Below are 20,331 nucleotides of genomic sequence, written 5' to 3' on the forward strand. Positions count from 1 at the left end.
AGAAGGTAATGCTATGCAAGATCACACAATTTTTGAACAGATGCGTGACAAGTATGCTGATGAAGACAGGGCTAAACTGGTAATGCTGCAATTAAGAACGTTGATGGAACAGAAGAAAAAGAAGAAATGGTATCAGAAGTTGAAAACCCCTACTAAGACACAGCCAACAAGTTGGAACGAATAACGCTAACGTCGCTAAACAATATCAATACCATAAAAAAGAGGCTTCTCTACAGTAGGTGACTACGCAGGAGCCTCTTTGCTTTATTTGCCTCTTTTTTTCGAATAATACAAAACGCCCAGGTAATGCGCTCCTGTAAACAAGGTGAGGATCCCAAAAAACAAGAGAAATCCGCCTTGACGATCCCGGAAAAATAATTGGAGAACGAACAGCGCCAGCGATATTTCGCTCCATAGCAGTGTTCTTTTTTTGAGCTGCGTCAGGTCCGCGGTGGATTTGCTAATTTTGCGAAGATTCATGTAGGTTAGACCTGCAAGAACGATGACGCCGATAATGATCACGAGAATGTAGTTTAAATTGCCCGACATGTGATTCCCCCTATTTCCGATGCATCTACTTAGTTTCTATTGTACATAAGACATTATATCTAAGATACATGGAATATAGGCTGTTGTCTATTTGAAAAAGGAGTTTAGCTTCCGTTGTAGAATCTATGTTTAGTAAGAAACATGACGCCGAAATTCAGTCAGAAGGAGTACTGCCCATGTCTACGCTTTTGTTTAAACCTTTAGAAGAATCCGATATTCCCTTATTAATGGCTATTTACAACCATTTTGTCGTGCATACGACTGTTTCTTTTCACACAGAGCCCGTGGATATTTCGGAATTTACAGCAAGCGTTATCCACCCGAACCCACGGTACCAAACGGATGTGATTTGGTTAGGCGGCATCCTGCAAGGATACGTACAAATCATGCCGCACAAGAAAAAACAAGCGTATGATACGACGGCGGAAATCACTATTTATTTGCACCCGGATTGCGTTGGACGAGGTGTCGGTTCCGCTGCCATCCAACATATTGAAGCAGTCGCCAAAGAACGCGGCTTCCACTCTTTAATTTCTACCATCTGCTCGGATAATACGCCCAGTATTCGCTCATTTACGAAAAACGGGTATGCACAGTGTGCACATTTCCGCGAGGTTGGCTTCAAATGGGGAAAATTCTTGGATATAGTCACTTATCAGAAGATCATCAGTTAAGGTTTAGGGTGTCACTAAACTCCAGTTCAGCCCTTCATCTGTTGTACGCCAAATATCTTTGGTATCCCTCAACCAGCCACTAGTCGCAGTCGCAAAACTCATTTGTACGCTCGCTTCTAGCGGCTGAAAGGTACTGGGAAACGCATGCTGACTCCAGGTCTTTCCTCCGTCCACAGTTCGGAGCCACTGCCATCTGATTTCCTGCTCCGTACTTTGCGTCCTCATTTCTATCAGAATATAACCATGCTGGGCATCGGCAAAGGCAATCGCCACGGGATTTCCTGAATTCGGCAATTTGCTTGTTTCAAGCCACGTTTCCCCATCCTTCATTTGGTAAAGTGTCAAACGATCTTTCTCCCTCTTGCCAGATCCAGGTCCAATGAACCAACCTGTTGTCTGCGACTGGAATGTAAAGGCGCCAGCTGCTTTGGCAGGCAGGGGAATTCGGTTGGAGACCGACCAGGTTAAGCCGCCATCCTGTGTGCGCAACAGCTGTAAATCGGTATAACTCTGAGCAGCCAGCAGCCCCTTTTGCCGATCAAAAAACTGAAAATAAGGCGTCCCTTGGGTGCCTTCAAGTCCCGGCAGGTTCTGTGCAATAACCTCCCAAGATTGTCCGCCATCTGAAGTTAGCCGCAGTTCCGACTTGTTAGTTCCCCGCTCTTTTGCAAACAACCAGCCTGTTTCAGTATCCAGAAAAGAGATTGTGCTAGGCGCAGTCTGATTGGTGATTTTATTTTTAGCTTGCCAAGTGACTCCCCCGTCACTGGTTTGGATAAGTTGCAGTTCCTTGCCATTGTCAGCTAGTCCGTATCCCCGAAGCTCATCAATGAACGTAAGCGCTCTGCTAGGAATTAGCTGTGGAGGATCACTTTGCGTATCCACACGAATGGGTTCCCCAATGGTTAACATAGCGCCGAAATTAGCTTGCAGCGGAGTCCGCAGGTTAGGAGCCGTTGTTGAGGTTTTCTCGTACAGACAACCGGCGCACAGCAGCAATATGATGAAAAGCACAAAAATTTTGTTGTTCATCAGGGCTAACATAGCCTCACTCCCTTCCTTTGGACACCTTCTTCTGCTTAGCTTAGGTATATGTAATGACGCTCTATGTTCCTAAATAGTTCATGTCCGCGCCTTCCTCCCACTGTGAATAGCCATTGGTTTACAGACCTAGCCGATTATGACTTCCTTTATTTTCACTGGATAAGATACCTCATCCTAACAAAACCTAAAGCATAGTCATAAAGCTCGGAGGGGATTGCCATGACCAAATGGGTTTGGCCCGTCGCCATCGTTTGCCTGTTGACAGCAGGCTGCGGTGTGTCCAATAACAAGCCTTATCACGATCAACGATCAGCACAGAATTCTCATGTGGATGAAGTCGCCCTTGCAGATGAGCCCAGCGTCGACAGCAGCAGGATGGATAGTAAGCCTTTGGCTAGTTCCAGCATAAAGCCTACGCAGGCGCCTTCAGAAGCGCCCAAAGCAACAGATCAGCCCCAAACTACGCCAACAGTAGCCATTCCTAGTCCATCACCCAAAACAAGCGCAAAAAAGGCCGCGCAACCCGAGGTTTCCAAGAAACCCTCTGTGGCTGTGCAGAAAAATCAAGGTCATGTCCGAATTTCGCAGAAAAAGCTTACACTCTCCCAGTTGGCTGTGAAGTATCCGGACACATTCAAGCTGCGCGGCTCTTCGCAGGAAAAGAAAGTAGCGCTCACTTTCGATGATGGACCTGACACCCGATTCACGCCCAAGGTTCTCGATACGCTGAAGGCGAACCATGTCAAAGCCACATTTTTCGTGCTTGGCGTCAAGGCAAGCTCGCATCCTGATGTGATCAGGCGAATGGTCAACGAAGGCCACGTGATTGGTAATCACTCCTACAGCCACGCTAATCTACCCAAGCTGACCGTAGACAAATTCCAGAATCAGATCATGAGTACAGAGAGTGTTCTTCAAGGCTTGATCGGCTATGCGCCTAAGCTGATTCGCCCGCCTTACGGGGCGATTAATGAAGAACAGGTTAGATGGGTCGCCGATCACCATTATTTAATCGTGAACTGGAATGTTGATTCGCTTGACTGGAAATCGCTGAGCGCGGATCAGGTGCTGAGCAATATTATGCAGCAGACGAAGCCGGGGTCCATTATCCTGCAGCATTCCGGAGGGGCTGACAGCCAAGACCTTTCAGGAACGGTGCAAGCGCTCGAACCTTTGATCATTAAACTTAAAGCAGCCGGCTACACCTTTGTAACCGTACCTGAGCTGCTTCACGTCACCAAAAGCAAATAAGCCGAAGCGCGCCAATATAGGTGCGCACCGGCTTGTTTTTTTTATTGTGCAGCTCCGATGTTCCCCTTTACTAACTTAATCTGATTTGAGTCTTGCGGCATTGCGCTTTTTATACTACAATTTAATTCGTAATAATTACTTATAAATAGATATATAAAGGAGTCCTCCTTTTGAGCAAAGTTCCCGTTATCGTATTGAGCGGATTTCTAGGCAGCGGCAAAACCACCTTGCTCCTACGCATGCTTCAAGAAGCTGACTCCTTCCAGCTCACACCGGCTGTTCTGATGAATGAACTGGGTAAACAGGATGTCGACGGCCATCTGCTGCAAGCAGCTTCACCTGATTTACCGATGACTAAACTGCTCGATGGCTGCATCTGCTGCAGTAAAAAGAGTGATATCAGCGGCGCTGTCAAACAACTGCTCTTGCGCAAACCGAGCGTCATTCTTATTGAATTAACCGGTGTTGCCAATCCGGAAGAAATCGTCGATGCGCTGACTGAGCCTGCTTTGCTGCCCTATGTAAAGCTTCATCAGGTCATTACCCTGCTTGACGCGGAGAACGTGCTGGACTATAACAGCATCTTTGCTGCCGACCGGGAACTGGTCCACACGCTGCGCAGACAGATCGAAGTAGCCGATCTCCTGCTTTTGAACAAAATCGACTTCGTTTCTGCCAAAAAATTAGTTACCATTGAAAAAACGATCCGCAAATACAATGACCGCTCTTTGTTGCTGCCAACGACACATAGCCACTTTGATTTGGCACTTGTATTCGGTTCCCTGCTGCCACAGAAGCAAGTGCCTTCGCAGGCTCTTTCTTTCAATAACAAGTTCCAGATCCAAGCTGTAAAAGCCGTTCAGCAGCCCAATTCCGCCCCGTCTCCTGCTGTCTCTTATTCTCGCATACATACCGTTACGCTGCCTATTGAAGAAGGGTTTCCCCTCACACAGAGCATCGTGGAACGTTATTTAGCCAAATGGGGCTCGTCTTTACTTAGGGCCAAAGGGTATTTACGCATCGGTTCTCAAAGCGAGCCTTCCCTCATGCAATTTGCCGGCAAACGTATAAACTGGCAGTCCTCATCTTTTGCAGGCTCGCCTTACCTGGTTCTCATTGGCCTGGATCTTGATGCTGACGTGCTTATTGCGGATTGGAAGCAGCGGCTCGCCGAATATCTTCGTTAAGAACAAACAAAAAAGCAGTCCGCAAAGTTCATCTGCCGGCTGCTTTCGATAGATCAAGCAAAAATCGATTGAATTTGAATATTTCTTTCCTTGCTCAAATCTACAAAATCGCTTCCCACCTTAATAAGCGGACTCCCGATGTCGTGGGGGTTGATGTAGACGACCTCTCCGCGGCGACCATCGGACAGCAGCACATCGTTACCGATCAAGTGCGCCGTGATATTCGTTAAGAAGACAGAGATGATTTCGGGTTCGAATTCACCGAACGTGCCTTCTCGCATTTGCTTAATAATTTCATAAAATGGCATTGGCTCATGATAAGGCCGTTTGGAAGACATCGCGTGAAAGATATCTGCAATCGCGACTACTTTACTGAAGATATCAATTTGATCCTTTTTTAGCCCGAAGGGATATCCTCTGCCATCTTCGCGTTCATGATGCTGAATCGCAACGGATGCGACACGATGTCCGACACCGACCGTATCTCGCAGCAGCTCATATCCGAATATGGTGTGCTGCTTAATCATCGCGTACTCTTCTTTCGTTAGCTTTCCAGGCTTGTTGAGGATTTCAATCGGGATCTTCACCTTGCCGACATCATGCAGCGTTGCCGCCAAACTGAGGGTCGCCAACTCAGTGCTGCTCAAATTCATCCATTTGCCGATTAATGTTGAAAGGACTCCCACACCGATATTATGCTCATGGGTATAGTCATCCTTGGCCCGAACCGTTTCAAATAATTCGAAAATATTCGGGTGATCAGCCATTTGCTGTACCGCTGGAATCACTTCTTCACGGAATTGATGGACGGGAACTTTACGATCCGCCTGAATCGATTGAAATAATTGTTTGGCTTGCTTGACCGTCATCTGCATACGCATTTCACAGGATTCCGTCACGGTTTTGACCGGCGTATCCCACATAATCATGGACATATCGACACGATGCATCCGAATAAGCTCAAGTTCTTCATTTCCGATAATTGCTTTAGCGGGAATTAGGACTAGGCCGACAGAATTAACTACATCTTGTTTAACCTTTCTCCCTATGTAGCTGCTCATCTGCAAAACTCCTATGATTATGTAATTTTACTTATCATGTTCATTGTAAACGTTTGTTTACTATTACCAATATACAATTTTCAACAAAATTTGACAATTACTTTTCTAAGAATTTCCAAAGCGATCTCTTTTCAAAATAAAAAAAACCATGGAACCAAGTTCCACGGTTTCTAATGCTCAACCAACGTCGAGGGCGCAGCCGATTTACAATCCGCACAATAACCGAATATCTCAAAACGATGGCTTTGAATTTCAAAACTTTCGGGCAAATCCTCCACAAGCTTCATCGGACAGAATTCGAATGTCACCGTCTTCTCACAGCTGACACAGATCATATGATGGTGATGGTGAGACAGACAGCTAGCTTTGAATTTCAAACCATCGGTCAAATGAAATTGCTCCAAAACGCCCATCTCGCTTAACAAGCGCAGATTGCGATAGACCGTATCAAAGCTGACGCCTGGGTATTTCACTTTCATGTATTCATAAACGTCTTTCGGCGATAAATAACTTCCTGATTCCGCAAACAACGTTGCCAAGCTCCTGCGCTGTTCTGTAATACGCCAGCCTTTCTGAGCCATGGCTCTTAGCATCTCGTCGATCGTATGCTTATGAGTGCCCACGTGCATTACCCCTCTATCGTAAAATGTTCTACTAACATAGTGCAGCAAATAGACCTATTACGTCAAGTAGATGAACCTGCACGCTCTAGAAAATTGTCCTAATTATCACGAAGGAGTCATACGCTAATGCCTACAGTATCTCTGCTCACAATAGAACGCATTCAAGCTTTTAAAACGATGTTCATCAGCATTTTACTGGAAGCTATTCCGTTCATCCTGCTAGGCGTCATCCTCTCTTCCCTGCTTCAGACGTTTGTATCCGAGCAAACCATTCGCCGTTTCATTCCTAAGAATCCGCTGCTTGGCATCGTATTCGCATGCCTCTTAGGCATCCTGTTCCCCATGTGCGAATGCGGGATGATTCCTGTGGTTCGCAGGCTGATTCTCAAAGGAATGCCCGTGTATATTGCCGTCGTGTTCATTATCACCGGGCCCATCATTAACCCTATCGTGTTCGCCGCCACCTTCATGGCTTTCCGCAATCACCCGGCCATCGCCTACTCCCGTATGGGACTTGCTTTCGCGGTAGCTGTCATCATTGGATTGATTTTATATCGGTTTATTACAAGCAGCCCGCTGCGCATCAGCCGAGCTCATTTCTCCGGGGGGGACGCTGTGGAAGGGCATCAGCATTCAGGCAGCGGCTTTTCCGGCAAATTGACGACCTTTTTCGCCCATGCCTCCGATGAGTTTTTTGAAATGGGCAAATATCTCGTATTCGGCTCTTTGCTCACCGCACTGATTCAAATCTTTATGCAGCGCGAAAGTTTGCTAGCCATCGGTCAAGGCCCGCTCAGTTCCCATTTGTTCATGATGGGTTTTGCCTACATCCTGTCGCTTTGCTCGACATCGGACGCGTTCGTCGCCTCCTCTTTCCAAACCTCATTCACTTCCGGCTCACTGCTAACGTTCCTCGTATTCGGACCTATGCTTGATTTCAAAAGCACGCTTATGCTGCTCTCCGTTTTCAAATCCAAGTTTGTACTCGCGCTCTCCGCGCTAATCGCTGTAACCGTGCTGGCTTGTTCACTGCTTTTGGAACGTTTTATCTAATCCTAATTACGAGGAGGAATTGGAAATGACCACTGCTCGCGCTATGAGTTATCATTATTTTTTCCGCACACTGATTTTACTTGGGTTTTCCAGCTACATCGTCATCCTGACCAAGAGCGACGCCCTGCAATATTACATCGCACCGCGCATGATGATTTATGTCAAAGTGGCATCCGTGGCCCTTTACATCATCGCCTGCTTTCAAGGCTACATGGCCCTGCGCGCTTATTGGGGAAAACCCGTCGCCTGTGACTGCGAGCAGCCCGCTTCTCGCTCAGCGATACGCAACACAGTTGCTTACGGCTTGCTCGTTTTGCCGCTCTTGGCCGGCTTCTTGCTGCCTGACACAGCGCTAAGCAGCGCCATGGTCGCTGCCAAAGGGATGAATCTTTCAGCTGCCAAATCCAGCCTTGCCAAAAGCGCGGATGCCTCCAAAGATCTTGCCGTTTCACAGCCAACTCCATCGAATGCCCCTGCGGCTCCGCTGGCAAGCTCTGAGACTACATTGACCTCCGGCGCAACTTCCCAGGCAACTTCCGAAGCTGAGCTGAAGGCTTTATTTCATGCGGACAACGAATGGGATGAGGACTTCTCCAAAATCGGTATGATCCTTTATCAAAAAGACACGATCGTCGTTAAGCCGGAAATTTATATGGAGATTCTCTCCTCCATCGATCTGTTCAAAAACAATTTTATCGGTAAAAAAATTGAACTGACAGGTTTCGTTTATCGGGAAGAAAACATGACCAACAGCCAATTCGTTGTCGGACGCTTTGCGGTCAGCTGCTGCTCCGCCGATGCTACCCCCTATGGAGTCATGATCGAATTTCCGACAGCCCAAACCTACCCCAAGGATATGTGGGTGAAAGTAACCGGCACCATCCAGAATGGCAGCTATAACGGCAACGACATTTTCACGATCAAGGCAACGCAGATTGCTAAAATTGAAAAGCCCGAATCCCCCTATGTGTATCCGAATTTCGAACCGCTCAAGGAACTCAAGGAATAGCCAAAAAACGTTAAGGAAACTAGAATTCCTTAACGTTTTTTCGTGTCCCCTGTTATCCAGCCAACTTCCGCTGGGCTTGCTTAGAACTCTTCATCTTCATCGCCAATGCTGCGCCTAACAGCGCAGCGCCAGTTGTCAGAAATACGAACTGAATGCCTATCCAACCGCCTAGAATCCCCCCAAGCAACGGGCCAGCGACAATCCCGAACTGGCTGGCGGATTGGTTCAAGCTAACCGCCCTCCCGCGGAAATCGGATGCTACATGTTTCACGATCAGAGCGTTCAAAGCTGGATACACCGCTGCGAAAAACAGCCCGTAACTGAAGCGCAGAATACCAAAGCCGATCAGATTGTGGACACCGAGCTGCAATAAGTTGCCAATTGCGCCGCCGATCAGCCCCACAAACAGGATTTTCTCATAGCCGATTCGACCACCGATAATGCCCCATCTAGGCCCCATGATCACCGTTGCTACGCCCACTGCCGAGAAAACAATGCCCGAGCTAAGCGAGGCCTTGTCCAGACTTCCCCCAATTTGTACCACATAGAGAGTCAGCAAGGGTTCGAGAATCAAGACCGAGGTCGAGATGAGCAAAGTTAACCCGAACAATCGCATCAGTTGTGGATTTCCCGCAGCATGCTTGAGGTCCTGAATGACACTGGAACGGACCCCAACCTGTCGCTCGTGCACTTCTTTCACGCCAACGAGGACAATCAAAGCCGATATGAGCGTAATGACGCCTGATGCGATGAAACACTCCCGCAAACCCAGCCATTGACTGAGCACGCCCCCAGCAAGAGGACCAATGATGCCTCCGGCAGCCGTTGATGTGGAGATTACACCGAGTGCATAGCCGACATGCTTCTCTGGCGTATTCGTACCTACAAGGGCAATGGAAGCTGGACTGAAACCCGCCATAACCCCCTGGAAGATCCGCACAAGTAGGAATGAAAAAAGATCATACACAAAAAAGTTAGCAAAATGCGCTAACGCTAATCCAACACCAGAGCGAATCAGCATAGGCTTGCGGCCATAACTATCAGCAAGCGAGCCCCAGAAAGGCGCGCACAAGCCGCTGATCAAAAAGCTGATCGAAATCGATATCCCAGCCCAAAGCTCCAACCCGCTTCGCAACCCCAGATCATTTTGCAAAAAAATAGGAAAAAACGGCACCGAAAGCGTATAGGCCATATGGTTAAAAAACAAACCCAGCCACAGCATATAGAGGTTGCGTTTCCAGTAAATCTCCATGCTGCCACAGCCTTTCTTCCGATTGAATGCTTCACTTGAGCCGCCTTTTTATCACGACTATTCCCATTGGTTAAGTGAATATAAGCCTAAATTTACCATCCGCCTCTTCTTATTGTCTAATAGATTTTTTCAATACATGGCATCTAACCCCCAGCTCTCCCACTCATTTCTTACTTGCCGCACATAGCAACTCTCTCCCATCCTCCTCTATCGCTCAAATTGCAATAACTAGCTAGTTGGAGTGCGTATTGTGCACAGGGCAGTTCTCCGATTCAATCACATCTGCTGCAAGGTATGACGCGATAGATGCAAAGAAAAAGGGGTTCGCCGCCCTGAGAGATCAACCTCTTAGTAGCGACAAAACCTGTTAAGGGAACTAGAGGACGCTATATAGGCAAATAGCAGGGATGCTAGGGTATTAGCGGAACTACAGGGTCTTATTTCCACGAAAAACGCTGAATTTGCCTTGATACAGAAAAATAGCGGATTGTAGTTCCCTCACCCCCGCAAATATGGATACTTTTGGCTAGAATAGCGGACTGTAGTTCCCTCCCTCTGTTCGCACAAGGCGGCTGGAGTCACTCCGCGCTCACCCCAAAACAAATAAACTCTTATATTTCAAAAAAAGAACCCAAGCACGCAGCTTGGATTCTTTCCCTTGTTATTCTCTTGGTTATTCTGCGGAGACTGTGTTGACCGCAGTCACTGCTTCTAATTTCAGCAGCGCCGTGCGGACCACATCTTTGGAGAAATTCTCTCCAATGAACACCGCCACGTCCGGCACTACGCCTTTAGGGGTGATTTTCACAAAATCCATTTCCCTGTACGCATATTGGAACAAGAAACGGCTCGACGTGTCGGAGAAACTAAGAATCCCCTTGGCGCGGTACACCTCCTGCGGGAGCTTGCTTACAAACTCCTCGAAGGCATGGCTGTCCACTGCCCGCTCAAAAAAGTGCGTATAAGCCATAACATGACTGTGAGAATGATGGTGGCCATGCTGCTCCTCGCGACCATGCCCGTGATGGTGCTCACCGTCGGCACCGTGACCATGATCATGCTCATGCTCGTGGTCGTGATCATGCTCGTGGTCATGATCGTGATCGTGATGGGCCTCCTCGTGCCCGCCAACCGCAGACGGCCGCCGCTCGTCCTCTGCGTCTAAGCTCTCAATAAGACTCATGTCAATTTGACTGAAGACCGTGTAATGAACAGAGGCATAGGAATTCCAATCCCGCACAAGTGCGTCTACTTCCTGCAGGGCTTCTGTTTGAAGCAAATCCGTTTTGTTCAGCAGCAGTAAATTCGCACAGCGGATTTGCTCCTGCATAAGCCTGTACGTTTTGCCACGGCTTGTCCGGCTTAACTCTAAGAGCTGCGGAGCATCTACGACCGTGATAACCGCTTTAAGCTCCACCGGAAGAAGCAACGAAGCATCGGTCACTTCATCAATAATTTCCATTGGATTAGCGATCCCGGTCGACTCAATGAAGATGAGGTCAGGCTGCTCATCGGTAACTAAATCTTTAAGCGCCAACCCTAAATCACCTCGACTCGAGCAGCAAATACAGCCGCCAAGCAGTTCGGACATCGGCACTTCACTGGCCACCAACTGCCCATCGAGGTTAACCTCCCCAATTTCGTTCATGATGACCGCAGGCTTGCGGCCTGCTTCTGTAAAATAATCGATCGCCTTGGTTAACAGCGTTGTTTTGCCGCTGCCCAGGAATCCGGATAAGATATAGACAGTAACTCTTTTTTGTGACATCCTCGTTTGTACCTCCACCTAGCTAGCATCATCAATGGTGCTATCATGCATTAGGAATAATAAGCCTTGCACTTCTATTATTCGTAATTATTACCTTTAAGTCAAGAGGGGGTCGACCTGAATCTCGAATTTTGCCGAAAGAATCGGCCATTTGCCAATAAGCTGCACAAGAAAAGGAAACAATTTGACCCACAGCAGGCTATTGGCAGGATCGGATGGCTTGAGCGGAAGCGCTAAGCGGTCGTAGAGGATACGTGCCGCTTCTTCGGCAAGTGCTAACGCCAGATCCTCGGGAGCCGTCTGATTAACGGCATCTAGGCGCGGAAGGTAAATTTCACGCAGCGATTCCGAAAGTCGGTGCTCGGCTAACGCATCGGAAGCCATGATTTCCCCCATCCCCAAGCTGACCAAATTGGCTGTCTCTACGTCAAAGGCGTACGGAATGCAATAAATTTCAAGCGCTAGCGCAGCTATGTAAATTTCTCTCAAAAGCTCATCTTCTTTGGCTTCCGTTAAAATAGCATCTTCCAAATAAGCGGCTGCGACCGGTTTCAGTGTATCCCAACTGTTTTCTATGCTTCTCATCGTAAACTGCATCATCGCGGCAGCTAACTCTGTCGGTGTGATCTGCTTTTTATCCATCTCTTGCATCGATATAATCCCTCTGCTCTCGTTACTTTTTAAAATGAACCGTTAACTCAATAATCTCAGAACGACTGCCCAGTCGGATCGGAGGTCCCCATGTGCCAAAGCCTGAAGAAACGATAGCGTGAAGGTTTCCTTTTCGCAGATAGCCCCAGTCCAGTTCAAAGAGTCTGCCTGTAATCAGATGATTCGGTGCCATTTGACCTCTATGCGTGTGACCGGACAGCATCACATCAGCTCCGGCGTCAGCCGCTTTATCCAAGTGGTACGGCTGGTGATCCAGCACGATAATCGGTTGTGCGTGATCGGCTCCCTCCAGCAAAGCAGCGAGTGCTTTCCGACCTTCAGCTGTACGTTCCGCAGCCTTGTCCTTGCGGCCTACGATGTACAAACGATCCAGGAGATGGACCGTTTCGTCCATGAGCACGTGAATGCCGATCTTCTGCATTTGTTCCACGAAAGCCGGAATATGTCCGCCAATGTACTCGTGGTTGCCAAGCACGGCGTAAATGCCCAGCGGGGCTTGCAGTTGCCGCATGGTTGTTCCCATATCATATCGGATAAAAGGCTTAATATCATCGTCGATGACATCCCCGGGTAAAAGGATTAAATCCGGCTTCATCTCATTCACCCGCGTAACAAGTTTACGCAAATGACGGTTGCCGACAATGGAGCCTAGATGAATGTCCGAAGCGACAGCGATGCGAAGCTGATCCCAGTCTCCGGCTTGCTTGGGAATGGTGATGTCATATTTGCGGATCACAGGGGTGCGTGCATTATAAGAGCCGCGAAGCATCAAGATGAGCACAATCGCTGTATCGAGCCATCCGAGAATCGGTATGTACGTTTCTGATGAAACGGAAGCCAGATGGAGCACGCCGATGGCTAAGTCCGTCAAAGGCAGCAGCAGAAAACCAAACTGCATCATGGCAAACCAATAGGATCCGATTACTTTTAGCACCCTGGACACGCCCCCAGGCAGCACACGCGAGCCTATCCATGCCAACAGGTAAGACAAAGCGACAAGCCAGAAAACGATCCAGTAAATGCCGGGATGAAACCAGGTGCCGAGCTGGTCGGCCAAGAACACTTTCGCATGCCAACCTATGTAGCCGTTCAAACCAAAAATAATTGCGAGCACCAATAAGATGCTGATGACCGTGCGCATTTTCATGTCGTAAACTCTCCCATTCTGTTCTTCCCATCCTGCTTCTACAGCAGCAGGCTTAATGGCTCTATACATAATTCATCATCGTTGCGGACGTTGCCTACGCGTGTGGACACGGGGTACGCCATCATTTGGTCCGATGGATACGACTTCAGCAGCGGGCGCAGCTTATCGGGGCTCGTGACATTGCGATCCAACCAAGCAGACTCCAGCTCTCGCGGTAAAATAACGGGCATGCGGTCATGAATCTCGGACATCATCTCATTCGACTCCGTCGTAATAACGGTGCAAGTGGACAGGCGTGTCCCATCCGGAGACATCCATGTGTCATACAGCCCTGCCATGCTGAAAATCTCTTGACTCCGCAGCATGATCCGCATAGGCTGCTTATGCTTGCCTGTTCCCTTCCAGTCGTAGAAGGAATCCGCCGGAATCAGACACCGCTTGCGCTCGAACGGCTTGCGGAAAGCAGGTTTCTCGGCGAGCGTTTCGCTCCTGGCATTGAGCATCTGGTAGCCGATCTTCTCATCCTTCGCCCACTCCGGAATAAGCCCCCAGCGCAGCTCGCCGAGCTTATTCTTCTCCCCGTCATGGACGATGGCCATCACTTGCTGTCCCGGGGCTACATTGTACTTGGGGCTGTATCTTGCCGGATACTGGTAATAAGTATCATAACGAAGCATTAGCTCCTCTAATGTCACAGTAATCGTGTAACGTCCACACATTCCGTACACCCTTCCTTTGCCTCCATACTCTCCCTCCATTATGTGAAAAAGAAGTACTCCCGTCAATTCGTACAGGGACTGTCCCCAACTATCACAGCCTGGGGCAAGCCCCCCCTTGCGAACTCAATAACCTTTATTTGATCAAAATCACTCATTTTGAAAATCTAACGAATTCCCGGTGTGTTATTCCCTGCAAATGATCACCATTCCGCCTATAAACGACTCGATAACGCCATTTGAGTTCATTAGATCGCCAAACAAGCCATTTTCTCGTCTATAAGCATCCTGCAGTTCATTAGAATCGCAGCTTGATTATACCGCGGCTCGCCACAATGACAGCTTGATTGCGCAGGGAAGGGCGACCCGGAGGTTCGGCGGTGGACGCCAAAAACAAAGGAGCTGAGCATGTACAAGCCGCTTAGCTCCTTTTTAATTAGACATCTAACTATACGCCCAAAAAAACTTACATTCAACCAATGACCTAATCTTGAAAATTAGCATCTACGCGCCTCATCCAATGCAGCATTAAAGCAATTTCCTGATCTGAAAATCCTTGGCGAATCATCTGCTCGCCTTCTTCGACAATGGCCAAACAAGCCTGCTTAATCGACAGGCCCTTGTCTGTCACATAAATGCGATTAATGCGGGTATCTACCTTGTCTTGCAAACGGCGAATCATTCCTTTTTGTTCCAAACCACGAAGCAGAAAAGTCATGGAAGCCGGTTGAATGCCCAGAATGTGAACCATCTCTTTTTGGGTGAGTCCCTCTTGTTCCCATAGAATAATAAGGACTCCCAATTGTGAGTTGGTGACTCCTTGCTCTTCAAGTCGCTGGTCCAAATAGTTGCAAGCGTTCCGAAAGTTCTTTTTTAACCAAAAGCCAATAGATCCGTGTAGTGTAGCATTCATCGTGTTCTCCCTTTTAAACCACTCTCAAGTTATATCCTCATTATATACGATCCCCTCGCTTATGAACATGCTGGCAATTGGATAAATTACCCGACAGAGGATTCTCTATCGGGCTGCTGTGGGACTCTATGATCTAATCTGCCGTTCATCGATCTTCCGCGCGTTGTTCACAAGGGCAACAAATTGTTCAATATAGCGGGCCGTTCGGACGCTGATCTCCGCGCGCATGTAGTCTTTGGCAATCACCAACGTATCCTCATGCCCCCGGCAAATGTAACGGTAGTGAATCGCCCGGTCATCCTTGTGCTCCTCGAATAGCTGAATGCTCCGCTGCATCATCTTGGTTTTCGTTTCGGTGAGATCAGCCAGAATCTGCGCCGCAAGCGCGTGAGCCACACGAGCATAGAGCGTACGCAACGTTTCGGTAGATTTTTCGATATCGCCTGCTTTGCGCTTAATCATCCCGTGCATCAGCGGCAGCAGCACATAGTCGCGCATCACGCCAATATCTTCCGCCGTGGGCCGATTGCTCGGAGCAGGCTGATTGCTGCGCTGGTTCTGTAAGGCCTCCCTGTGCTGCGGCAGCATCATGCGGCTGGATTCCCAGAGGCCGTTCTTTTCTAGCTTTTTGCTCATTTATAATGCCCCCCAATTTTCAGCGCGCGGGTCTGTGCTTGACCGGCTGTCGTCATGGAGGAAGCACGCACAATCGCTGCGTTGCCATAGCGATCCTTGATGCTGTCCGTCACCTTTTCCAATGCTCGCTCCTTGATCTGATCCTCAAAAAGCGTCAGCTGATACGTGTGATCTTCGACAAATTGGCTCAACATAACACCGGCGCGGCGAACAGGCATCGTATCCCAGAATTTATAGAAAAGCCGCTTAACCGCTTCGAAAACAGTGCGGGTATGATTCGTCGGATCAGGCATCTTCATTTGACGCGAAAAGCCGGTTGGTGCATCGAACGGGCTGCACATACAGCTCACGGTCACAATCGAAGCCATGTACCCCTTGCGGCGGCAATCACGACAAACCTCCTCCGTAAGCTCCAAAAGTATCGTATTCACTTCTGAAGACTCCTCATAATCCCTTGGCAGTGTCATCATATGACCGATAGACTTCGGAGCCGTGTCAAAAGTCGTCGGCGTCACCGGGCTGTCATCCAAGCCATTAGCCGTTCGCCACATCACTTCAGCGTGAATATCGGACTGCTTCCCGAAGCGGGCACAGAATTTGTTCTTGAGCTGCGGCAGCGGCGTTTGGGCCACATTGCCAACGGTGTACATCCCCAGCTTGGCGAAATGCGCTGTCATCCGCGAGCCGACACCAAACATCTTGCTGACCGGCTGTTCCCATAAAGTTTCTGCAAGTTTGGACGGGTCCAGCGTGTAGACGCCGCTCAGATTCTTTTTCGCCCAAATATCGGTCGCTTAGACAAACTAATTATGTACATTATTCTGTTGCACAATTTTAGTGCCTATTTCCTAGAAATTACTTGGTTAAAACAAGGATTCATCTGATATCCCGAAAGATCTCTATGTACATAATTGTTTTATTACATTTTTCTTGCGCACATAATCTCTAAATATTATAGTCGAATTATGGCATATTTTGGAGGTAATAACCCATTTGAGTATCATTACAAGATTGGTCAATGTCAATTATGTCCAAATGGATTTTTCTTTTTACTTAGACGTTAGTTTCGTAAAATATAAAGTGAAAGGGATACAACAGGTAAGAAAGCATGCAGTCCTGATGCTTAAAAATAGAAAAAACAATACATCCATCGTCCACCCGCTGACTGCTTTTATTCAATGGAGATGGAAATACAAGGAATATAATACTCAACGATTACAAGGAACTCATTTAGCTCAATTTTTAAATTATCTATTAATAGATAATAGAAAGAAATTCAAATTAACATCATTATCTGATCTTACTATTATTCATGGAACTCACTTTTTAAATTTTCTTTTGTCCAAAGGAAATTCAAATTTAAGTGTTAAAAATGTTGAACGAACTTTAAAGCACTTCTATTCTTTTCTTATCCAAAAAGGAAACCTACAAAATTCAGAAGATACCAATCCAGATGTAACCCCTTTTAATCCTATGTATTCAAAGGAGTTTGCTTATGATCCTGAAAGAGGGAAAGTTGCCATTGAACACACGTTACCTCCCAGACTCCTATTAATGTTCCTTAGAACTGCAGTTTCAGTCTCACCGACAATTGCACTTGCTATTTACTTTTCTATTTTTGGAGGGTTAAGGGCTGGGGAGATCGTCAACATAAAAATTAGTGATATTACACCTTATGGAGATCAAAATGGAAAAGATGGACTAATGCTTCTCCTCAAGACAAGGAATTTAAGAACGGATATTAAAGATATCTCAGGCACTTCAAGAGTTAAACGTGATAGAAGACAGTTTGTTTATCCCGTAAAAGACCTACTTCCCTTACTTTTCAGAAATCATCTTACAGAAATACATAGAAAACTTGGTAAATATCCAGAAATGGACTCACCACTTTTTATTAACCGTGATGGTAAAGCTCTTACGGGGAAAAGCCTTCGCGACGCATTTGCAAAAGTGAAGAAAAATTTTCTATTTGAACTTCACTCATCCCCAAATCCCGATGACATTATTACCGCAATTCATCTACAATCAACGAAATGGTCTTTCCATATCGGAAGAGGCACATTTACAAATCTTCTTTCAAAAAAAGCAAAGAATCCCTACGATCTCGCATTACCTCGTGGAGATAAAAACATCACTTCGTCTTTAACCTATATGTCTGACACCGAAGAAATGAAAAAATCAATAGAAGAGCTGATTAATAACCTATATCAAAATAATTGAGGTGGGAGTTGTGAACTACTTTACAATTAATCAAGCAGCTGATCGTTTAAAGATGAGTATAGTTAAGCTAGAATCGTGGTTTTATACTACCTCAAATCCTCTTGAAGAAGTTTCCGAAATAAAACTTGATAGGATTAATGGTAGAAGGATGATTCCTGAGATTGTCTTGGAAAAATATGAGGAATTCATAAATACGTATCTCACAATTAAACAGGCAGCTAACTTTTTAGGATGGGAACATTCCATCATGAAGACTTGGGTAAGCAACCGATTAAATACTATTAGGGTTAAGAAAGTTTTGGGTACTAATTATATTCATAAGGAAGACATACTCCCTCTCCAAAATTTACGGATCGATTTAACGAACTGTATGAGCACTAGAGAAATCATGAACGAACTAAAAATAGATAGAAGCACTGTTTTAGATGCCATTCATAATAACCACATAGTAGGATGGTTTCAAACTTTAGGGGGCCATCACTACGTTCCAAGGGAAGCGTTTGAAGAATATAAGCAAAAGTATTTTAAAATAGAGAATATTAATGATTACTATTCAATCGGTGAAGCCGCTAATATTCTAGAATGCAGCACCAGTTCAATACACACAATGATTCGAAATCCCAAAATTGAACTTACTGGAGTTAAGTATAAATTCAAAAATACATACTATTTACTTAAAAGAGATGTACATACATTTAAAAATTTTATAGATGAGATTCCACTTTACTACTATACCGTCAACCAGATCGCAGACAAATATAACGTCTCTCGCCGTTTTGTTGATGTACTTATGGCAAATCAGTTATCAGATAAAGTTAAATGGTTGGTTCTTAACCGCCAGGCCGAAAGAGTAATACTTATCAAAGAGTTTGTAGCGTTTTATGCCTCATTTGACAAATATAGAGTTGACAAGCCTGAGGATCCCCATTTCATATTTAATGATGCAATATTAAGTATTTCTGCTCCAGCTCACCTTCTTCAAACGAAGGCATTATTCCTGGAATATGTTAGTTTGAGACAAAACACTTCTCGCGCCAGTAAACAAGTACAACGAATGCAGGCAAGAGAATTTGTATTCTTATACCAAGCGTTAATGAACTTCGAAGAAGAAATCACTAATTTGTCTGATCATGAAATCAAATGGTATTTAAGAACAACCACTAGTACAAACCTCAAAAAAAATTTTATTTCGTTTTTATCATTCTTACAAGAACGAATCCCCACACAATTTCAGGAAAAATACCTTGTTACAACTAGACAAACTGGAACGCGAAGTAAAGAGATTTACTCACTCGAGGAATTCATTGAGATTAACCACTATTTAAAAAATGTTGAATTTCATATTCTTGAAGCCATTAACGATAGATGTTATGCAGCTGCTTGGTTATATTGTTCTCTTCATATGTGTAATGCATGGAGATCATCGGACTTTTTGAGGTTACCTTCAGTAGATATTTCATTGATTGATATCCATGCTTTTCAATGGTTTTTCGATGGAAATAGACTTTCAATCGAGCAGTCACAACGCATAATAAATCAATATGCTCACGCCCGTCTAAATGTATCGAAAACTGGTGTGCTCAATCGATTTCTTATCAATTTGGACATGCTTGTTCCTATAGCAACAATGGTTGTCGTTTGTGAATTGCATCGTCGAAAAGAAAACGCCCAATTCCTTCTAACAAGAGGAAATACCATCTATAGCTTAATTAGAACGAAAGTCGATGTCTTTTTGCCTGATCCCCTACGATTTGGAAGCATGAAAATGAATCGCTCTTTTATGACCTATTTATTTCACGAAGCTACCGAAAACACAGAATCACTCGGTGTCGCATTAGATATGATCAAACAAACTCGTCGTCACAGAAAAAAGGAATCCTCAACAGTTTATATTCAATCAACAAACAAAGATGGATCTTTAGGGAATGTAACCGTGAATTTATGTAACCGGGGGCATTTTGGTTATCTTTATAATATGTTAATCGAAAGAGCACACGCTCTTACCGAATTAGAGAACAAGGATACAGTTACTAAACGATCCTTAAAAATTCAAGAATATAGAACATTATTCACAACTCCGTTGGAACTAGAGAACTTTGGTGAGTTTCTAAAGAATCAAGTCGAAGAAAAGGAATCTCTGGCTATTAGAGTATCTTTATTGCCGAGAGAAGCAGCACTGACCTTGGTAAATAATATTTATATGGACAAGATGCCTGGACATACAGAGCATACCCAATGTTTTGTTTATCCGAAGTGTATTCACCCTACAGCAACATCTTGTATTGGTTGTCCTAATGTAATACCTAAAAACTATTTGTTAATTAGCATCGATATCGAGCTACGAAAAAGGATTTCCATTCTGAGTATGGCAAAAAATTCTGGTGTTGCTTCTAGAGAACGAGCTTGGATATACAAAATATTGTCATTATTACAAGAAACTACTAATACATATGGAATCGAGTATACAAGAGCATTCGTTGATTACGAGAATCTATTATCGAATGTTGCCGCGGCTCTTCAAAATCAACAATCTTTAGTAGAACATGGTTAGGAGTG

General features: G+C 45.8%; 19 protein-coding genes and 1 pseudogene. 8 read left to right on the top strand and 12 right to left on the bottom strand.

All coding sequences use genetic code 11. The features are described from left to right. The first annotated feature begins 13 nt into the window (after positions 1–13). A complete protein-coding gene (locus tag LOZ80_RS13895) occupies positions 14–184 on the top strand; it encodes a hypothetical protein (RefSeq protein WP_189020164.1) in 171 nt (56 codons plus the stop codon). A gap of 80 nt (positions 185–264) precedes the next feature. On the opposite strand, the gene LOZ80_RS13900 is transcribed toward LOZ80_RS13895, so the two are convergent. After that, positions 265–549 carry a hypothetical protein gene (locus LOZ80_RS13900; protein ID WP_189020162.1) on the bottom strand — a complete coding sequence of 95 codons (285 nt, stop codon included), beginning with the start codon at positions 547–549 and terminating at the stop codon, positions 265–267. Positions 550–725: 176 nt separating this feature from the next. Here LOZ80_RS13900 and LOZ80_RS13905 point away from each other — a divergent pair, with 176 nt between their 5' ends. Next, positions 726–1,223, top strand: coding sequence for a GNAT family N-acetyltransferase (locus LOZ80_RS13905; protein WP_238171971.1), 498 nt, complete (start codon positions 726–728; stop codon positions 1,221–1,223). A gap of 3 nt (positions 1,224–1,226) precedes the next feature. Here the strand turns inward: LOZ80_RS13905 and LOZ80_RS13910 are convergent, their stop codons facing one another. Further along, positions 1,227–2,267: a WD40/YVTN/BNR-like repeat-containing protein gene (locus LOZ80_RS13910; RefSeq protein WP_238171972.1), complete on the bottom strand. Its 1,041-nt coding sequence runs from the start codon at positions 2,265–2,267 to the stop codon at positions 1,227–1,229. Between the two features lie 219 nt (positions 2,268–2,486). Here LOZ80_RS13910 and LOZ80_RS13915 point away from each other — a divergent pair, with 219 nt between their 5' ends. Continuing rightward, entirely contained in the window at positions 2,487–3,518 is a 1,032-nt protein-coding gene (locus LOZ80_RS13915) for a polysaccharide deacetylase family protein (RefSeq protein ID WP_238171973.1), read from the top strand. A gap of 170 nt (positions 3,519–3,688) precedes the next feature. Continuing rightward, positions 3,689–4,705: a CobW family GTP-binding protein gene (locus LOZ80_RS13920; RefSeq protein WP_238171974.1), complete on the top strand. Its 1,017-nt coding sequence runs from the start codon at positions 3,689–3,691 to the stop codon at positions 4,703–4,705. A 53-nt stretch (positions 4,706–4,758) separates the two neighbouring features. Here LOZ80_RS13920 and LOZ80_RS13925 read toward each other — a convergent pair whose 3' ends face one another. Continuing rightward, positions 4,759–5,766: an HD-GYP domain-containing protein gene (locus tag LOZ80_RS13925; protein WP_238171975.1), complete on the bottom strand. Its 1,008-nt coding sequence runs from the start codon at positions 5,764–5,766 to the stop codon at positions 4,759–4,761. 170 nt (positions 5,767–5,936) lie between these two features. Further along, positions 5,937–6,395, bottom strand: coding sequence for a Fur family transcriptional regulator (locus LOZ80_RS13930; protein ID WP_443147027.1), 459 nt, complete (start codon positions 6,393–6,395; stop codon positions 5,937–5,939). 120 nt (positions 6,396–6,515) lie between these two features. Between LOZ80_RS13930 and LOZ80_RS13935 the strand changes: the two genes are divergently transcribed. Continuing rightward, a complete protein-coding gene (locus LOZ80_RS13935; protein ID WP_238171976.1) occupies positions 6,516–7,442 on the top strand; it encodes a permease in 927 nt (308 codons plus the stop codon). A gap of 25 nt (positions 7,443–7,467) precedes the next feature. After that, entirely contained in the window at positions 7,468–8,451 is a 984-nt protein-coding gene (locus LOZ80_RS13940; protein WP_238171977.1) for a TIGR03943 family putative permease subunit, read from the top strand. 52 nt (positions 8,452–8,503) lie between these two features. Here LOZ80_RS13940 and LOZ80_RS13945 read toward each other — a convergent pair whose 3' ends face one another. The 8 genes and pseudogenes from LOZ80_RS13945 to LOZ80_RS13980 form a co-directional block, all read right to left on the bottom strand. After that, positions 8,504–9,703 (bottom strand): MFS transporter, encoded by a 1,200-nt coding sequence (locus LOZ80_RS13945; RefSeq protein WP_238171978.1) that lies wholly within the window; start codon positions 9,701–9,703, stop codon positions 8,504–8,506. 673 nt (positions 9,704–10,376) lie between these two features. After that, positions 10,377–11,471: a CobW family GTP-binding protein gene (locus LOZ80_RS13950; protein WP_238171979.1), complete on the bottom strand. Its 1,095-nt coding sequence runs from the start codon at positions 11,469–11,471 to the stop codon at positions 10,377–10,379. A 96-nt stretch (positions 11,472–11,567) separates the two neighbouring features. Then, positions 11,568–12,122, bottom strand: a complete 555-nt coding sequence (locus LOZ80_RS13955; protein ID WP_238171980.1) for a hypothetical protein — start codon at positions 12,120–12,122, stop codon at positions 11,568–11,570. Positions 12,123–12,144: 22 nt separating this feature from the next. Further along, the gene (locus tag LOZ80_RS13960; RefSeq protein ID WP_238171981.1) at positions 12,145–13,290 is read right to left on the bottom strand and encodes a metallophosphoesterase; all 1,146 of its coding nucleotides are present in this window, start codon (positions 13,288–13,290) and stop codon (positions 12,145–12,147) included. A gap of 38 nt (positions 13,291–13,328) precedes the next feature. Then, complete coding sequence (locus tag LOZ80_RS13965) at positions 13,329–14,009, bottom strand: SOS response-associated peptidase (RefSeq protein WP_238172982.1); 681 nt, start codon at positions 14,007–14,009, stop codon at positions 13,329–13,331. A gap of 481 nt (positions 14,010–14,490) precedes the next feature. Next, entirely contained in the window at positions 14,491–14,919 is a 429-nt protein-coding gene (locus tag LOZ80_RS13970; RefSeq protein WP_238171982.1) for a MarR family winged helix-turn-helix transcriptional regulator, read from the bottom strand. Between the two features lie 126 nt (positions 14,920–15,045). Beyond that, a complete protein-coding gene (locus tag LOZ80_RS13975; RefSeq protein WP_238171983.1) occupies positions 15,046–15,555 on the bottom strand; it encodes a YhjD family protein in 510 nt (169 codons plus the stop codon). Beyond that, positions 15,552–16,349: pseudogene (locus LOZ80_RS13980) on the bottom strand (DinB/UmuC family translesion DNA polymerase); the annotation flags it as partial. The gene LOZ80_RS13975 and the pseudogene LOZ80_RS13980, both read right to left, overlap by 4 nt. Before the next feature lie 199 nt (positions 16,350–16,548). On the opposite strand from LOZ80_RS13980, the gene LOZ80_RS13985 reads away from it, so the two are divergent. Continuing rightward, complete coding sequence (locus tag LOZ80_RS13985) at positions 16,549–17,775, top strand: tyrosine-type recombinase/integrase (protein WP_238171984.1); 1,227 nt, start codon at positions 16,549–16,551, stop codon at positions 17,773–17,775. A 10-nt stretch (positions 17,776–17,785) separates the two neighbouring features. Then, entirely contained in the window at positions 17,786–20,326 is a 2,541-nt protein-coding gene (locus LOZ80_RS13990; RefSeq protein ID WP_238171985.1) for a MerR family transcriptional regulator, read from the top strand. Positions 20,327–20,331 lie beyond the last annotated feature (5 nt).

This window comes from Paenibacillus sp. HWE-109 (assembly GCF_022163125.1).
Lineage (GTDB): Bacteria > Bacillota > Bacilli > Paenibacillales > NBRC-103111 > Paenibacillus_E.

Bases quoted from the DNA above. Each gene is read 5' to 3' on its own strand.
- LOZ80_RS13955 (WP_238171980.1), bottom strand. From the start codon at position 12,122: ATGCAAGAGATGGATAAAAAGCAGATCACACCGACAGAGTTAGCTGCC.
- LOZ80_RS13900 (WP_189020162.1), bottom strand. From the start codon at position 549: ATGTCGGGCAATTTAAACTACATTCTCGTGATCATTATCGGCGTCATC.
- LOZ80_RS13960 (WP_238171981.1), bottom strand. From the start codon at position 13,290: ATGAAAATGCGCACGGTCATCAGCATCTTATTGGTGCTCGCAATTATT.
- LOZ80_RS13940 (WP_238171977.1), top strand. From the start codon at position 7,468: ATGACCACTGCTCGCGCTATGAGTTATCATTATTTTTTCCGCACACTG.
- LOZ80_RS13965 (WP_238172982.1), bottom strand. From the start codon at position 14,009: ATGTGTGGACGTTACACGATTACTGTGACATTAGAGGAGCTAATGCTT.
- LOZ80_RS13930 (WP_443147027.1), bottom strand. From the start codon at position 6,395: ATGCACGTGGGCACTCATAAGCATACGATCGACGAGATGCTAAGAGCC.
- LOZ80_RS13945 (WP_238171978.1), bottom strand. From the start codon at position 9,703: ATGGAGATTTACTGGAAACGCAACCTCTATATGCTGTGGCTGGGTTTG.
- LOZ80_RS13915 (WP_238171973.1), top strand. From the start codon at position 2,487: ATGACCAAATGGGTTTGGCCCGTCGCCATCGTTTGCCTGTTGACAGCA.
- LOZ80_RS13975 (WP_238171983.1), bottom strand. From the start codon at position 15,555: ATGAGCAAAAAGCTAGAAAAGAACGGCCTCTGGGAATCCAGCCGCATG.
- LOZ80_RS13935 (WP_238171976.1), top strand. From the start codon at position 6,516: ATGCCTACAGTATCTCTGCTCACAATAGAACGCATTCAAGCTTTTAAA.
- LOZ80_RS13925 (WP_238171975.1), bottom strand. From the start codon at position 5,766: ATGAGCAGCTACATAGGGAGAAAGGTTAAACAAGATGTAGTTAATTCT.
- LOZ80_RS13905 (WP_238171971.1), top strand. From the start codon at position 726: ATGTCTACGCTTTTGTTTAAACCTTTAGAAGAATCCGATATTCCCTTA.
- LOZ80_RS13970 (WP_238171982.1), bottom strand. From the start codon at position 14,919: ATGAATGCTACACTACACGGATCTATTGGCTTTTGGTTAAAAAAGAAC.
- LOZ80_RS13950 (WP_238171979.1), bottom strand. From the start codon at position 11,471: ATGTCACAAAAAAGAGTTACTGTCTATATCTTATCCGGATTCCTGGGC.
- LOZ80_RS13895 (WP_189020164.1), top strand. From the start codon at position 14: ATGCAAGATCACACAATTTTTGAACAGATGCGTGACAAGTATGCTGAT.
- LOZ80_RS13910 (WP_238171972.1), bottom strand. From the start codon at position 2,267: ATGTTAGCCCTGATGAACAACAAAATTTTTGTGCTTTTCATCATATTG.